Origin of the sequence: Amphibacillus marinus (assembly GCF_900110345.1) — a bacterium.
In the GTDB taxonomy this organism is placed as follows: Bacteria; Bacillota; Bacilli; order Bacillales; family Amphibacillaceae; genus Amphibacillus_D; species Amphibacillus_D marinus.
The window spans coordinates 450,558-465,615 of the sequence record NZ_FODJ01000001.1 but is presented as its reverse complement, the minus strand read 5'-3'; the positions used below and the strand labels follow the sequence as shown (position 1 = coordinate 465,615).

The 15,058-nt window shown below is 39.9% G+C and carries 14 protein-coding genes; 13 read left to right on the top strand and 1 reads right to left on the bottom strand.

Going from position 1 to position 15,058, the window contains the following annotated elements; translation table 11 throughout:
- The first annotated feature begins 252 nt into the window (after nt 1-252).
- The 12 genes from BM000_RS02290 to rnc all read left to right on the top strand — a co-directional run bounded on the left by BM000_RS02290 (nt 253) and on the right by rnc (nt 11,081).
- On the top strand, nt 253-612 hold the full coding sequence (locus BM000_RS02290) for an Asp23/Gls24 family envelope stress response protein (protein WP_091494386.1): 360 nt from the start codon (nt 253-255) through the stop codon (nt 610-612).
- 45 nt (nt 613-657) lie between these two features.
- Entirely contained in the window at nt 658-2,319 is a 1,662-nt protein-coding gene (locus BM000_RS02285; RefSeq protein ID WP_091494384.1) for a DAK2 domain-containing protein, read from the top strand.
- 334 nt (nt 2,320-2,653) lie between these two features.
- Complete coding sequence (gene sdaAB, locus BM000_RS02280; RefSeq protein WP_091494382.1) at nt 2,654-3,319, top strand: L-serine ammonia-lyase, iron-sulfur-dependent subunit beta; 666 nt, start codon at nt 2,654-2,656, stop codon at nt 3,317-3,319.
- A gap of 60 nt (nt 3,320-3,379) precedes the next feature.
- A complete protein-coding gene (gene sdaAA, locus BM000_RS02275) occupies nt 3,380-4,255 on the top strand; it encodes an L-serine ammonia-lyase, iron-sulfur-dependent, subunit alpha (protein WP_091494379.1) in 876 nt (291 codons plus the stop codon).
- Nucleotides 4,256-4,276: 21 nt separating this feature from the next.
- Nucleotides 4,277-6,313 carry an ATP-dependent DNA helicase RecG gene (recG, locus tag BM000_RS02270; protein WP_091494377.1) on the top strand — a complete coding sequence of 679 codons (2,037 nt, stop codon included), beginning with the start codon at nt 4,277-4,279 and terminating at the stop codon, nt 6,311-6,313.
- A 207-nt stretch (nt 6,314-6,520) separates the two neighbouring features.
- The gene (fapR, locus tag BM000_RS02265) at nt 6,521-7,084 is read left to right on the top strand and encodes a transcription factor FapR (RefSeq protein ID WP_091494375.1); all 564 of its coding nucleotides are present in this window, start codon (nt 6,521-6,523) and stop codon (nt 7,082-7,084) included.
- 14 nt (nt 7,085-7,098) lie between these two features.
- Nucleotides 7,099-8,100, top strand: coding sequence for a phosphate acyltransferase PlsX (plsX, locus tag BM000_RS02260; RefSeq protein ID WP_091494373.1), 1,002 nt, complete (start codon nt 7,099-7,101; stop codon nt 8,098-8,100).
- 1 nt (nt 8,101) lies between these two features.
- Entirely contained in the window at nt 8,102-9,052 is a 951-nt protein-coding gene (gene fabD / locus BM000_RS02255) for an ACP S-malonyltransferase (protein WP_091494370.1), read from the top strand.
- Nucleotides 9,042-9,779 carry a 3-oxoacyl-[acyl-carrier-protein] reductase gene (fabG, locus tag BM000_RS02250; RefSeq protein WP_091494368.1) on the top strand — a complete coding sequence of 246 codons (738 nt, stop codon included), beginning with the start codon at nt 9,042-9,044 and terminating at the stop codon, nt 9,777-9,779. The genes fabD and fabG overlap by 11 nt, the downstream gene beginning before the upstream one ends.
- A 34-nt stretch (nt 9,780-9,813) precedes the next feature.
- Nucleotides 9,814-10,047, top strand: coding sequence for an acyl carrier protein (acpP, locus tag BM000_RS02245; protein WP_091494365.1), 234 nt, complete (start codon nt 9,814-9,816; stop codon nt 10,045-10,047).
- A 68-nt stretch (nt 10,048-10,115) separates the two neighbouring features.
- Nucleotides 10,116-10,247 carry a hypothetical protein gene (locus tag BM000_RS17060; protein ID WP_281245837.1) on the top strand — a complete coding sequence of 44 codons (132 nt, stop codon included), beginning with the start codon at nt 10,116-10,118 and terminating at the stop codon, nt 10,245-10,247.
- Between the two features lie 141 nt (nt 10,248-10,388).
- A complete protein-coding gene (gene rnc / locus BM000_RS02240; protein WP_091494363.1) occupies nt 10,389-11,081 on the top strand; it encodes a ribonuclease III in 693 nt (230 codons plus the stop codon).
- A 62-nt stretch (nt 11,082-11,143) separates the two neighbouring features.
- Here the strand turns inward: rnc and BM000_RS02235 are convergent, their stop codons facing one another.
- Nucleotides 11,144-11,365 (bottom strand): DUF1128 domain-containing protein, encoded by a 222-nt coding sequence (locus BM000_RS02235; RefSeq protein ID WP_091494360.1) that lies wholly within the window; start codon nt 11,363-11,365, stop codon nt 11,144-11,146.
- Nucleotides 11,366-11,486: 121 nt separating this feature from the next.
- On the opposite strand from BM000_RS02235, the gene smc reads away from it, so the two are divergent.
- Entirely contained in the window at nt 11,487-15,053 is a 3,567-nt protein-coding gene (smc, locus tag BM000_RS02230; protein WP_091494357.1) for a chromosome segregation protein SMC, read from the top strand.
- Nucleotides 15,054-15,058: the final 5 nt, after the last annotated feature.

The window sequence follows — 15,058 nt, the reverse complement described above, 5'->3', positions numbered from 1 at the left end:
CTAACATATTTAAAGGTAAAAGGCTTGACAGTCAATATTTTTTCGTCCATTGTATAATAGGAGATAGGAAAGAAACTGTTTTAATCTATTTTAATTTTTATTATATTCCTTTTCTAATTGAATGAAGTATTGTAAAATGTTAAATGGCTATTCATGTTTATTGCGGAAATATTGATCGTAGTTAGCCTCACTCATGTGAATGTTAACTTTTTTTGTTCAAAACACTAAACCACCTAAGGAGGTTACAAAAGAATGTCTATTGAGTTAACGACAAAGGATGGACGTGTTACGATTACTAATGAAGTTATTGCTACCGTGGCAGGTGGTGCTGCAATTGAGTGCTACGGCATTATTGGTATGGCTTCTAAAAATCAATTAAAAGATGGTATTGCTGAAATTTTACGTAAAGAGAATTTCTCAAAAGGGGTTGTCGTCCAGCAAGAAGGCGACCAAATATCAATTGATATGTATATAATTGTAAGCTATGGAACGAAGATATCTGAAATCGCTCACAATGTTCAGTCACAGGTTAAATATACATTAGATAAAACATTAGGACTACCAATAAATGCAGTCAACATTTATATTCAAGGTGTACGGGTTCAAGCTTAAGTAAGCTACGATAATGTGATGTGGGAAATAAGGGAGGAAGTAGCAGTGGTATTTACAAAGATAGATGGTGCTAAGTTAGCTGAGATGATTCTGTTAGGTGCTAACCACCTGTCTAATAATGCAAATATGATTGATGCATTGAATGTTTTTCCGGTTCCAGATGGTGATACAGGTACAAATATGAATCTGTCAATGACTTCAGGAGCTAATGAGGTTAAGAAGGTAGCTAAGGGAACGATTGAAGAAGTCGCCAATGCTTTTGCCAAGGGGTTATTAATGGGTGCGCGTGGGAATTCCGGGGTCATTCTTTCTCAACTATTTAGAGGTTTTTCTAAAGGGGTTGAGGGCTTAGTAGAATTAACACCAAAAACCTTTGCGCAAGGCTTGCAAAGCGGTGTTCATACCGCTTATAAGGCGGTTATTAAACCGGTAGAAGGTACAATTTTGACTGTTGCTAAGGATACGGCCAAGGCTGCAGAACAATTGGCTGAGCAGACTGATGATTTTGAAACCTTCATTGATGAGGTTGTTAAAGCATCAAAGAAATCACTAGCATATACACCGGAGTTATTACCAGTTCTAAAGGAAGTAGGCGTTGTTGATAGCGGTGGACAAGGTTTAGTTATTATTTATGAAGCGTTCTTAGCATCATTAAAAGGAGAGGCTCTACCAGAAACAGATGCGGAGCTGGCACCAATGGATGATATGGTTAATGCTGAACATCATAAATCAAATCAAGATTATATGAATACAGCTGATATTGAATTTGGTTATTGTACCGAATTTATGGTTAAATTTGAGCAAGATAAATTAAAGCAGTACCCATATGATGAAGAAGCATTTCGGGAAGAACTAAGTGAGCTAGGTGATTCACTGCTCGTTGTGTCTGATGATGACTTTGTTCGCGTTCACGTTCATGTTGAATACCCTGGTGAAGCAATGAATCTAGCGCAACGCTTTGGTAGCTTTGTGCAACTTAAAGTTGAGAACATGCGTGAGCAACATGCTTCAATTGTTGGCGAACAAGAAGAGCAGAAGAAAAAGCCAAAGGCTGAGTACGGTGTTGTTGCAGTTGCAATGGGCTTAGGAGTTGAAGAACTTTTATTAAGTTTGGGTACTTCTGTTGTTTTACAAGGTGGACAAACGATGAATCCAAGTACACAAGATATTGCAGAGGCAATCGAGAAAGTCAATGCCAAAAATGTCATTATATTACCTAATAATAAAAATATTATCATGGCTGCCGAACAAGCTGCGAAATTAAGTGAAGATAAGGTAGTCGTTGTACCGACTAAAACAATTCCGCAAGGTATGAGTGCCCTGTTAGTTTATAATGCCGATTTGTCAATCGAAGAGAATTTGGCAAATATGACCTCAGCTTGTGAACATGTAAAAACAGGTCAAATTACTTATGCGGTAAGAGATACGCAAATTGATGGGCTTACAATTGAAAATGGTAATTTCATGGGGTTGATTGATGGGAAAATTAAAGCGACCAATCGCGATAAGCTAACCGCAACCCAAGAATTGCTTCAAGAATTAATAACTGAAGATGATGAAATTATTACGATCCTTCAAGGTGAGGAAGCCTCAGAGCAAGAAACTGCAGCGATCAAATCCTATATTGAAGAGCAGTTTGAAGATGTTGAAGTTGAGGTGCATATAGGAAATCAGCCTATTTATTCTTATATCTTTTCAGTCGAATAAATATTTTCTTAACAAGTGTTCCGAGCCACTATTCGGGACACTTTTCCTTATTCAGCAGAGATTTATCTTGATCTTGCTCGTCAATAAGTGGTTGAGCATGTTCACTGTTAAAGACAGGCTTGTTCAGTCTTTTACTGTTGCATAAGTGAATCAACAACAGTACTAATATAGCTAAGCTCGTTTAGCTTTAACATCCTATGTTATACTAAACAAAACACTTTTCGGGAACTTGACTAAATTAGTATATTAGTTAAACAATCTTTTTTCCTTTATTAATTAGACCAAACGTGTATACTAATGCTATAAATTAACTTAAGGATAGGAGGCGTTTCTTTTGGTTAAATTCAATTCGGTATTTGATATCATTGGCCCAGTAATGGTAGGTCCTTCGAGTTCTCATACTGCTGGTGCGGTAAAAATAGGCAATGCGGCTAGACATTTATTTGGAGAAAAGCCTAACAAAGCAGTCATTCATCTATATGGCTCATTTGCTAAGACTTATAAAGGACATGGTACTGACCTGGCTCTTATTGCTGGTATATTAGGTTTTGACACAGATGATAAACGCATTCCTAATGCTCTTAAAGAAGCAGAAAAAGCTGGCTTACAATTTACTTTTATTGAAGAAAATACGGCGACAGAACATCCAAATACAGTTCGGATAAACTTAAGCGTGGACGATGATTCGCTTGAATTGGTCGGCGTATCAATTGGTGGGGGAAAGGTCGAGATCGTTGAATTAAACGGTTTTAATCTGCACTTGTCAGGCAACCACCCTGCCATTCTGATCATGCATAACGATCGGTTTGGGGCCATAGCTTCAGTGACTGAGATTCTAGCAAAACATGAAGTGAATATCGGGCGTATGGAAGTGAATCGAAAAGATGTGGGAAAAGAGGCGCTCATGACCATTGAACTTGATCAGAACATTGATTCTGACATAGAGAGTGAATTAAGAAATGCAAGACATATTGTACGAATTGCGAAGGTAATAAATTAATTTTTATATAGAAACAGTTGATTAGCAGTATACAACGATTAGATAAGCGGAGGGACAAACATGTTTCGAACAGTAGCTGAGCTTGTAGCACAAGCAGAAGAAAACAATATTAGCCTTGCTGAGGTAATGATTCGACAAGAGATGGATGTTTATGATCTAGCAAGAGAGGCGATAATTGAGCGTATGGATCAAAACTTAACCGTGATGGAGCAGGCGGTAAAGGACGGACTTGCTGGTGTGCAATCACACTCTGGCTTGACTGGAGGGGATGCGGTCCTCATTCAAAACTATATGAAGAATCATGAACCATTGTCTGGATCGCTGGTTTTAGATGCGGTTAGTAAAGCTGTCGCAACTAATGAAGTAAATGCAGCAATGGGAATTGTCTGTGCAACACCTACAGCAGGTAGTGCAGGTTGTGTGCCTGGTGCTCTATTTGCGGTTAAAGAAAGGCTTAATCCTAGCAGAGAAGAAATGATTAATTTTCTGTTCACTGCGGGTGCCTTTGGGTTTGTTGTTGCTAATAATGCCTTTATCTCCGGGGCGGCGGGTGGTTGTCAAGCCGAGGTTGGTTCTGCTGCCGCAATGGCTGCAGCGGCTGTCGTTGAAATGGCCAAAGGAACGCCACAACAAAGTGCTGAAGCATTTGCAATTACATTAAAGAACATGCTAGGGCTTGTGTGTGACCCTGTCGCTGGGTTAGTAGAAGTACCTTGTGTAAAGCGTAATGCAGCAGGTGCCTCTAATGCAATTGTATCTGCCGATATGGCATTGGCAGGTGTTCAAAGCAAAATCCCTTGTGATGAGGTAATAGGAGCAATGTATAGGATAGGAAAGCAAATGCCAAGTGCATTAAGAGAAACAGCAGAAGGTGGCCTTGCTGCTACACCGACAGGAAAAGCACTTGCAGCAAAGCTGTTTAATCAAAATAGTTGATCAATAGAGAGAGGGAGTATTTTGTTAGAAACAAAGGTAACTGAGATTTCTGGAGTTGGACCTGCTCTAGTTGAAAAGCTAGCTGAACTGAACATCTATACTGTTGAAGACCTCCTTTTCACATTTCCTTCTCGTTATGACAATCATGAGGTTAGTCCGTTAAGTACCCTGGTTCATGAGCAGAAGGCCACGATAGTTGGTACGGTTGCTAATCAGGCGGTCGTCACTTTTTATGGTAGAAAAAAGTCTAAATTAACTGTCCCGATTAGAGTTGAGAACGTTATTGTTAAAGGTATTATGTTTAATCGTGCCTTTGCAAAAAAACATTTGCAAGAAGGCGAAACGGTAACTTTAACGGGAAAGTGGGATCAGTATCGACAACAGCTTACAGTTGAACACTATCATCTAGGTGAAAAAACAGAAGAAGATTCTATTCAGCCTATCTATTTAATTAGACAGGTATTTAAATCGTCACAATTCAAAAAAATTATCAAACAAGCTCTTGCTCAATACAGTGATCAGATTAATGAAATTCTACCAATGGCATATTTAAAGACATATAAATTATTCTCTAGAGCATTTGCTGTCCATCAAATGCACTTTCCAACGGATTTTGAGCATTTAAAACAAGCAAAGCGCCGTATTGTTTACGAAGAGATCCTGCTTTTTCAGCTTAAAATGCAAGCATTGCGAAAGTACCATCGTGAACGTACAATTGGCACTGCTCATCATTTTGATAAGGATAAAATTGCGTACTTTATTCGCCGCCTACCTTTTAAACTGACTGAAGCACAACATAAGGTGCTAACAGAAATTCATGATGATATGGTATCGCCGTATCGAATGCATCGACTGCTTCAGGGAGATGTTGGCTCTGGCAAAACTGCTGTTGCTGCCATTGCGCTATATTCTGCTGTTTTGTCGGGAAAGCAAGGTGCCATTATGGTCCCTACTGAAATTCTAGCGGAGCAGCATCATCATTCGCTAGCTGCGATGTTTAATCAATTAGCTCGAGTTGAACTGTTGACAGGCTCTATTAAAGGAAAAAAGAGAAAAGATCGATTAGCAGCTTTACATAACGGTGATATTAATATTATTGTCGGTACCCATGCACTTATTCAGGATGAAGTTAATTTTAAGCAACTAGGGCTCGTCGTTGTTGACGAACAGCATCGCTTTGGTGTCAATCAACGTAAAGTGCTGCGTGAAAAAGGTGTTGCGCCAGACGTGTTATTTATGACTGCCACTCCTATTCCAAGAACACTAGCTATTACCAGCTATGGTGATATGGATGTATCTACTATTGATCAAATGCCAATAGGAAGAAAGCCGATTGAAACCTTTTGGGTGAAAGACTCAATGATGCCAAGATTAATTTCCTTTATTGAAAAGGAAGTGGCAAAAGGCCATCAAGGCTATGTCATAACACCTTTAATTGAGGAGTCAGACAAGCTTGATATTCAAAATGCTGTCGATCTCTATCAGCAGTTAGACATGACGTTTGCAGGTAAATTAAAAGTAGACTTATTGCACGGACGTTTAAGTAATGACGAAAAGGACCAAGTTATGAAAAGCTTTGCTCGAAATGAGACTCAACTTCTCGTCGCTACTACAGTTGTTGAAGTTGGTGTAAATGTACCTAATGCCACTGTCATGATGATTTATGATGCGGAGCGGTTTGGTCTTTCTCAACTCCACCAATTAAGGGGAAGGGTCGGGCGTGGAGATGCTCAAAGTTATTGTATTTTGATAGCTGACCCAAAAGGTGAGATTGGTAAAGAGAGAATGCGAATTATGACGGAAACAACAAATGGTTTTGAACTGGCCGAGCACGATTTAAAACTTAGAGGTCCTGGTGATTTTTTTGGTTCCAAGCAAAGTGGGCTACCGTCGTTTAAAGTGGCTGATTTGGTTCAGGACTATCGCGCGTTAGAAACGGCTCGAAAGGATGCTCAGCTTATTATTAATGATGATAAACTGGAGCAAGATCCATCATATGCAGGCTTAAAAAAATTTATTGATCAGGTGCTTGATCGGCATATTCAGGGCTTTGACTAGAAGTAACATTATTTTTGCTTACTCGTATTTAACACGTGTATGTAATCATAAGAAAGCTGATAAATAGCCGTATAGTGCTAATATAGAGATTAATTTTTATGAATGTTTATCTTCAGGGGTTGCAAAAAAATCAAATGTTCGTTATATTACTATTAGTACCTAGTCATAGGATGAAAAAAGTACGGAAATTAAATAGGCGGTGTTGACATGAGGTTACCAAAGAAAATTCGCCAAGAACGTTTAAAAGCTAAAATTGAGGAGACACCCTTTATAACAGACGAAGCTTTAGCAGAGCATTTTACCGTTAGTATTCAAACGATTCGATTAGATCGAATGGAATTGTCTATACCGGAACTTAGGGAGCGGATTAAATCTGTTGCAACTGATCAATGGAACGAGACGGTAAAAGCATTACCGATTGATGAAGTAATTGGTGAAATTATTGACTTAGAGTTAGATAAACGGGCAATATCTATTTTAGATATTACACAGGACCATGTTTTTTCAAGAAATGCGATTGCTAGAGGACATCATCTTTTTGCTCAAGCGAACTCACTAGCAGTAGCTGTAATTGACGACGAGCTTGCTCTAACTGCGAAGGCTGACATTCAGTTTTCTAGACAAGTAAAGCAGGGTGAACGCGTTATTGCAAAGGCGCAGGTAGAATCAATTGATCGGCATCGGCGTACATTAGTAAAAGTGGATAGTTATGTCGATAATGAGCTGGTTTTTTCCGGTCATTTTACCATGTTCCGTTCAACGGATAAATAGAGGGGTGAACGACAATGAAAATTGTAATTGATGCAATGGGAGGCGACCATGCTCCGCAAGCAATTGTAGAGGGCGCACTTGAGGCTGTTAAATCTATTAAGCAGTTAGAAATTACCTTAGTTGGTGATGAAGAGAAAATTAGACCATATCTGAATGAATCACAATCATTAACAATTATACATACAAAGACCGTTATTACAGGTGATGAGGAACCAGTCCGGGCGGTTCGGCGCAAAAAAGATGCATCGCTCGTTTTAATGGCAAAAGAGGTAAAAGAAGGAAGAGCAGATGCATGTATTTCTGCAGGTAACACAGGAGCGTTAATGAGTGCTGGACTCTTTCAGGTAGGTAGGATCAAAGGAATTGAACGCCCAGCCTTAAGTCCAACCTTACCCACCATTGATAAAAAAGGATTTGTCCTCCTTGATGTAGGAGCAAATGTTGAAGCAAAGCCGAAGCATTTGCTTCAATATGCGATTATGGGCTCAATCTATAGTGAAAAAGTACGCGGTATTAAGTCTCCACGAGTGGGCTTATTAAATGTTGGAACAGAAGATGGAAAAGGAAACGAGTTGACTAAACAAGCGTTTGAACTATTGCGGAAAGCACCTATTCACTTTGTTGGCAATGTTGAAGCGCGGGATTTATTGGACGGTGTGGCTGATGTTGTTGTAACCGATGGCTTTACTGGAAATATTGCGCTTAAGACAGTTGAAGGTACTGCACTAACCATGTTTAAAATGATTAAGGCAACATTTATGTCGTCACTTAAAACAAAGCTAGCTGCAGCAGTGGTTAAGAAAGACATGCGTGGCTTAAAAAATCAACTCGACTACGCTGAATATGGTGGCGCTGGCTTATTCGGTCTAGCTGCTCCTGTTATTAAAGCCCATGGTTCATCAAATGCTCGAGCAATTTTTAGCGCAATTAAGCAAACGTGTCACATGGTTGAACATAATGTAACAGCAACGATTGAATCAACAATAGCAACACTTAATGAAGGTGAAGGTGAATAGCATGGGAAAACGGGTAGCATTTGTATTTCCAGGTCAAGGCTCACAAAAAGTCGGCATGGGACAGGAACTGTTTAGCCAGAATCAGAAGGCTAAAGCAGCCTTAGTAAATGCTGATGAAAGTCTGGGTTTCTCTATATCTACTCTTATAGCGGAAGGGCCAGAACTGGCCTTAACTGAAACGAAGCATGCCCAACCAGCATTATTGCTTATGAGTAGTATTCTGGCTGATATGCTAAGCGAGGCTGGTGTAAAGCCTGTTGTAACAGCAGGTCACAGTCTAGGAGAATATAGTGCATTAGTAGCTTCTGGTGTATTAGCATTTGAGGATGCTTTAAAGCTTGTTCATGAACGGGGAAAACTAATGGAAGCAGCATACCCTGCTAATCAAGGCTCAATGGCTGCTGTACTAGGCTTAGAGGCGCCAACTATTAAAGATACAATCTCAGGGTTAGAAGAAACGGTAGAGTTAGCAAATTTAAATTGTCCAGGACAAATTGTTATTTCTGGAACAAAACAAGGCATTGAAGTGGCGATTCCACTTTTGCAGGAAGCTGGTGCTAAACGGGTGATACCTTTAAATGTAAGTGGTCCCTTCCATTCATCATTAATGAAGCCTGCTTCAGAACAATTTGCCCAATTACTTGATAAAATAACCTTCCACGATGCAGCGATTCCGGTCTTTGCAAATGTAACTGCTGAAAAGGTAGAAGGGGCAGCAGAAATAAAGGAGTTGCTTGTCAAGCAACTTTACTCTCCAGTAAGGTTTCATGAAATAATATCTGCCCTGCTTGCGGATGAGCTTGATGCTATTATTGAAGTAGGGAATGGCAAGGTATTAAGTGGGTTAATAAAAAAAGTATCGCGTCGGGCAAAGGTCTTTTCTGTTGAAGATTTAGTCTCATTAGAAGCGTGTGTTAATTGGTATAAGGAGGAAGAATCAAATGGTGAATAAGGTTGCTCTTGTCACTGGGGCATCTCGTGGAATTGGGCGAGCAATAGCACTTGAACTCGCAACAAAAGGCTATGATGTGGCTGTTAATTTCTCTGGAAGTGAGGGGAAAGCGCAGGAAGTTGTTAAGGAAATTGAAGCGCTCGGTCAACAGTCTATTGCTATTCAAGCAAATGTTGCTAATGAGGACGCAGTTAAGGACATGATTAAAGCAGTGGTTGATCAGTTCGGTCGCCTTGATGTCCTTGTTAACAACGCTGGGATTACGCGTGACAATTTGTTAATGCGAATGAAAGTTGATGAATTCGAACAGGTTATTGATACCAATTTAAAAGGTGTTTTCTTATGTATGAAGGCTGTTACTAGACAAATGATGAAGCAAAAATCAGGTAAGATTATTAATATTTCTTCCGTTGTCGGAATAAGTGGCAATGCAGGTCAGACCAACTATGTGGCTGCAAAAGCAGGCGTTATCGGCATGACAAAAACAGCTGCTAAAGAATTAGCGGCACGAAATATTAATGTTAATGCGATCGCGCCAGGTTTTATTACAACTGATATGACTGATCAGTTAAATGATGAGCTGAAAGCACAGCTACTCGCGCTGATCCCGCTCGCTAAGCTGGGTGAAGCAGCGGATATTGCAAAGGCAGTTAGCTTCTTTGCTTCAGATGACGCAGGCTATATAACTGGGCAGACGCTTCAAGTTGACGGTGGCATGGTCATGTAACTCGCTTAACTTTATTTGAAAGGAGGTGAACGGAATGGCAGATACATTTGAACGTGTGAAAAAAATCGTCATTGATCGATTAGATGTTGAAGAAGATAAAGTAACGCTTGAGGCATCTTTTAAAGAAGATTTAGAAGCAGATTCATTAGATGTGGTTGAGCTTATTATGGAACTTGAAGATGAATTTGATACGGAAATTGCTGATGAAGAGGCTGAAAAGCTTGCAACAGTTGGTGATGCTGTTCAATACATAGATAGTCAAGCTTAAGATGAATTCTAGTATTTGAACGGGTTAATTCTGCTTTATAAAGTTATTTTCTTTTGGGTGCTTATCAATTGGCATTGAACAAGCAATTTGAGGAACGAATTGCGAAAGTAAACGACGACTCTCGTGTATCTGTTGCTTGTGATAGAAAGCAATTGTTACTTTCTATCATGGCTATGACAGTGCTCGCTGGATTAATCTAAATTTTCACTGATCAATGTCATTTGATGAAGAACCTTTATGTTAAAGTTGCAAAGATCTCCTTGTTTACAGAAAGAGATCTTTGCATTTTTCAATAAGAAAGGATAATATATAGAAGTGTAATTGATTAAGGAGGTGAATATATGCATTTTAATCAATTAGAACAAGCGTTAGGGATTACTTTTAATAACCAACGTATCCTCGAGCAAGCCTTCACCCATTCTTCCTATGTAAATGAACATAAAAATCGCATCCATCAAGATAATGAGCGACTTGAGTTTTTAGGTGATGCAGTGCTAGAACTAGGGATTTCCCAATATTTATATCGGACCTATCCAACGAAAGCAGAAGGCGAGCTAACGAAGCTTCGAGCTTCAATTGTTTGTGAACCTGCCCTTGTCAAGTTTGCTACTGATCTTAACTTCGATCGTTATGTATTATTAGGGAAAGGTGAAGAGCGCACGGGCGGACGTAAACGACCAGCATTGCTAGCTGATGTGTTTGAGGCTTTTATTGGAGCGCTATATCTTGATCAAGGCTTCGAGGTTGTCGTAGAGTTTCTACGTGCGCACGTTTATCCGAAGGTAAAGGAGGGCGCCTTTTCTCACGCAATGGATTATAAAAGTCAATTGCAGGAGCTGATTCAGCAAAATAAGCACGCAGAGATTGAGTATGAAATTATTGCTGAGCATGGTCCGGCGCATGATCGTGAGTTTGTTGCCCATGTTAGAATTAATCAAGATGTAACTGGTGTTGGACGAGGGCGAACAAAGAAAGAAGCTGAACAACGAGCAGCCAAGAAAGCACTAGATCGACAAGAAGTTAAAACACCTTAAGTGAGCGTTGGCTAGTTTTTATGAATGACTTCGTAAGAACGAGCCAACGGTTATGGTATTGGTTATTTACGAATTTTTGATAACTCCTCAATAAAGGCTTGTGTTTCAGAAACACTAAGGTTTTCTTTCCCCTCAAGATGGTTAAACAACCATTTTAAATCATCATATTTTTCCAAATTATAATCATCCACGTCTAATAATGCTGTGTTGACGACTCCTAGTTTTTTACCAATTTCATTTAACAGATATGCTAAATTCTGTTCAGTGGCCTCTGACAAACTCATTTTTAACGCCTCCTTCATGATTAACCTTCTAACCCGTGCCTCTTTATGATAAAATAAATAAGTTGAAATAGAAAGTGATAATGCATAAGTAGCGTTATTAAACGGAATAGGTGAGAAAAGTATGTTTCTTAAAAAATTAGAATCGATCGGGTTTAAATCTTTTGCTGAACGCATCTCTGTTGACTTTGTCCCGGGGGTAACGGCAGTTGTTGGCCCGAACGGTAGTGGGAAAAGTAATGTAACGGATGCGATACGCTGGGTACTTGGTGAGCAGTCAGCGAAATCTTTACGCGGCTCAAAAATGGAAGATATTATTTTCCAAGGTAGTGATTCGAGAAAGCCGCTTAATGTAGCGGAAGTCACACTTATCTTAGATAATCAAGAGCGGACATTGCCAATTGACTACCAAGAAGTTAGCGTCACTAGACGCGTTTATCGGTCTGGTGACAGCGAATTTTATTTAAATAAGCAATCTTGCCGTTTAAAGGATATTACTGATCTCTTTTTAGATTCTGGACTAGGACGTGAAGCATTCTCGATTATAAGTCAGGGAAAGGTTGAGGAGATTTTAAGCTCTAAAGCAGAAGAGCGCCGGACTATTTTTGAAGAAGCTGCTGGTGTATTAAAGTATAAAAACCGGAAGAAGAAAGCAGAGTATAAGCTCGCTGAAACGCAAGAGAATCTTAATCGGGTAGAGGATATTATTTACGAAATTGAGGATCAACTAGAGCCGCTCAAGCAACAGGCATCAATTGCCAAGGAATATTTAGAAAAGAAAGAAGAACTTGCTAACACTGAAATAGCGTTATTACACGCAGAAATTGAAACGTTACATACAGAATGGCAGGCTATGCTCACTGAGGTCGAGCGCTTGAAGGATAATGAACGTGAATTAAACGTTCATGTTCAAACCGAGTCTGCTCAGGTAGAACAAGAGCAGCAGCAAATAGAAAAGCTTGATCAGCAGATTGAAGCATACCAGCAGCAGCTCTTATCGTTAACAGAATCGTTAGAAAAACTAACGGGTCAGAAGAATGTGATACGAGAACGTGCTAAACACACGACGGAAAACAAACAAAAGCTTGAGCAGCAGCTTAATGAACTAGACTCGGAATTAACTGAAATTCAAAGTCGTCTAAAAGAAGAATCGGATCTCCTATCAGGACTTGGTGGGGGCCGTACTAAAACAAAGCAAGCACTAATGCTTATTAATGATCAGCTTGGTAAAAATGTTAATGACATTGAGCAAGAGATCGATTCCCGTAAGGCTGACTTTATCGAATTATTAAATGCGCAGGCCACAACGAAGCATGCTCTTCAATCATTTGCTAAGCAAATTAAGCAAATTGATGATCGTAACGATACGAGCACAATCAGGCATGAAAGCTCACGGAATGATTATCAACAGCTACAGCAAGAGGAAGCAAAATTAGCTGCAGATTGTCAGGCTACTGCTAAGGATTTAGCCCGCATTAAACAGACGATCTTAACTAAGACAACACAAATAAATCACGAAAGTTCTGTTATTAAGGATATGCAGCAAAAGCTGCTTGAAGGGCACCGTCATATTGATAAGCATAATTCGCGAAAAGAGTTACTTGAAGAAATGAAAGAGGACTTCCAAGGGTTTTATGCTGGGGTTAAGGCTGTTTTAAAGGCGCGTGACCATGGTAAGCTGACAGGTGTGCAGGGGGCTGTAGCTGAATTAATTACTATTCCAGAACGTTACTTGGCAGCAATGGAAACCGCATTAGGCGGTCAAGGTCAACATGTAGTCGTTCAAACTGAGCGTGAAGCGCGCGCGGCGATTCAGTATTTAAAAAAGAAAAATCAAGGTCGGGCAACTTTTTTGCCACTTGATGCTATTCAAGCAAAGGTTTTTCCTGAGCAACTTGAAGCAAAGTTACGTAACCATTCTGGTTTTGTTGCGCTCGGGAATAATGTTGTAGAGGCTGATTCAACAGTTCAAATCGTTAAAGACTATCTACTTGGACAGACGATAATTGCAAAAACGTTGGCGGATGCAAATGCGTTAGCTAAGCTGGTGAATCGACGCTATCGAGTCGTTACCCTTGATGGTGATATTGTTAATCCTGGTGGCTCAATGACTGGGGGGGCAAAAAAGAATAATAATCAGTCTATTTTTTCCCGTGACCAGGAGCTTGAAGGTTTGAAGCAGAAACTGCTCGAATATGAGCAAAGCGTACACCGATTCGAGCAGGAGATTGCCTCTAAAGAATCTGACTTATCAGCTTATCAGACAGAACTAAATAAACTTAATCAGGCATATGATGACAAGCAAGCATCTTATCACACGCTTGCTGCAGACCATCATGCATGTCAAATTAAGCTATCACATTTTAATGATCAGCTAAAAGTTCATGAGCAGGATCAAGCTCGGGTAAACAGTGAACGTGAGCAACTTGTCAAAGAACTTCAGCAAAACGAAATGATGCTTAAGCAACTTAAAGCGCAAATTAGCGAAATTGAACAAGAAGTGGAGCAACTTGAAAGAAACAAACAAAACTTTAATGCTAATCGTGAACAGTTACAAGCTGAAGCGAACCAGTTAAGTATTCAGCTAGCTGAAGAAAACAAAGAATATCGGTTTAAGCAAGAACGTATTGAAACATTAGAAAGTCAACATACTGAGAAACTTGCCTTTGAAGCGCGTCTAAAAGCAGAGCTAGTGGAAATCATAAAATTCGAACAAGAATTTAAACAGGTTGACCAGCTCGAGCAGCAGCTTGAATTAAATGAGCAGGATAAGATCCACGTAACAGAGGCAATTCAAACTAAGCGTCAGGAACGTTTAATGTTGACAACGGCTTTGTCTGAACGAGAAGCTGTGGTAAAAACAAAGCAGAATCAACGCCAGGCTTTAATTGAGTCCCGACAGAAGTTTGAGGTCCGCGCTAATCGTTTAGACGTTGAATTAGAAAACCGTCTAAGTCATTTACAAGAAGAGTATGAGTTAAGCTACGAGAAGGCGAAGCAGCTATACCCGAAAGTAGAGAGTATAGATGAAGCTCGTAAGCAAGTGAAGCTAATTAAGCGATCAATTGAGGAACTTGGCACAATTAATATTGGCGCAATCGAAGAATTTGACCGTATCAATGAACGGTATCATTTCTTAACTGAACAGCAGACTGATTTAATTGAAGCAAAAGAAACGCTATTTGCTGTCATTTCAGAAATGGACCAGGAGATGGAACGTCGGTTTGATGAAACGTTTACGCAGATTAAAGCGGAATTTACAGTTGTGTTTCAGCAGTTGTTTGGTGGAGGGCACGCAGCACTACAGCTAACCGATCCTGCTAGTTTGTTAACGACGGGGGTAGAAATTAAGGCTCAGCCCCCCGGGAAAAAAGCGCAGCAGCTTGCTTTGTTATCCGGTGGTGAGCGCGCTTTAACAGCGATTGCACTCTTGTTTGCGATTCTTCGGGTTAGACCAGTGCCTTTCTGTGTTCTAGATGAAGTAGAGGCAGCGCTTGACGAAGCAAATGTTGAACGCTTTAGTCGTTATTTAAAACAATACAGTGAGAATACGCAATTTATTGTAATCACACACCGTAAAGGCACGATGGAAGGCGCCGATGTTTTATATGGTGTGACCATGCAGGAATCTGGCGTTTCTCGCTTCGTTTCAGTTAAACTGGAAGAGACGAAAGAATTACTTGAATCATAAAGAGG

What these genes read in the sequence shown, in the direction of transcription:
- acpP (WP_091494365.1), top strand. Translation starts at nt 9,814, where the DNA reads ATGGCAGATACATTTGAACGTGTGAAAAAAATCGTCATTGATCGATTA.
- plsX (WP_091494373.1), top strand. Translation starts at nt 7,099, where the DNA reads ATGAAAATTGTAATTGATGCAATGGGAGGCGACCATGCTCCGCAAGCA.
- sdaAA (WP_091494379.1), top strand. Translation starts at nt 3,380, where the DNA reads ATGTTTCGAACAGTAGCTGAGCTTGTAGCACAAGCAGAAGAAAACAAT.
- fabG (WP_091494368.1), top strand. Translation starts at nt 9,042, where the DNA reads ATGGTGAATAAGGTTGCTCTTGTCACTGGGGCATCTCGTGGAATTGGG.
- fapR (WP_091494375.1), top strand. Translation starts at nt 6,521, where the DNA reads ATGAGGTTACCAAAGAAAATTCGCCAAGAACGTTTAAAAGCTAAAATT.
- rnc (WP_091494363.1), top strand. Translation starts at nt 10,389, where the DNA reads ATGCATTTTAATCAATTAGAACAAGCGTTAGGGATTACTTTTAATAAC.
- BM000_RS02290 (WP_091494386.1), top strand. Translation starts at nt 253, where the DNA reads ATGTCTATTGAGTTAACGACAAAGGATGGACGTGTTACGATTACTAAT.
- fabD (WP_091494370.1), top strand. Translation starts at nt 8,102, where the DNA reads ATGGGAAAACGGGTAGCATTTGTATTTCCAGGTCAAGGCTCACAAAAA.
- smc (WP_091494357.1), top strand. Translation starts at nt 11,487, where the DNA reads ATGTTTCTTAAAAAATTAGAATCGATCGGGTTTAAATCTTTTGCTGAA.
- BM000_RS02235 (WP_091494360.1), bottom strand. Translation starts at nt 11,365, where the DNA reads ATGAGTTTGTCAGAGGCCACTGAACAGAATTTAGCATATCTGTTAAAT.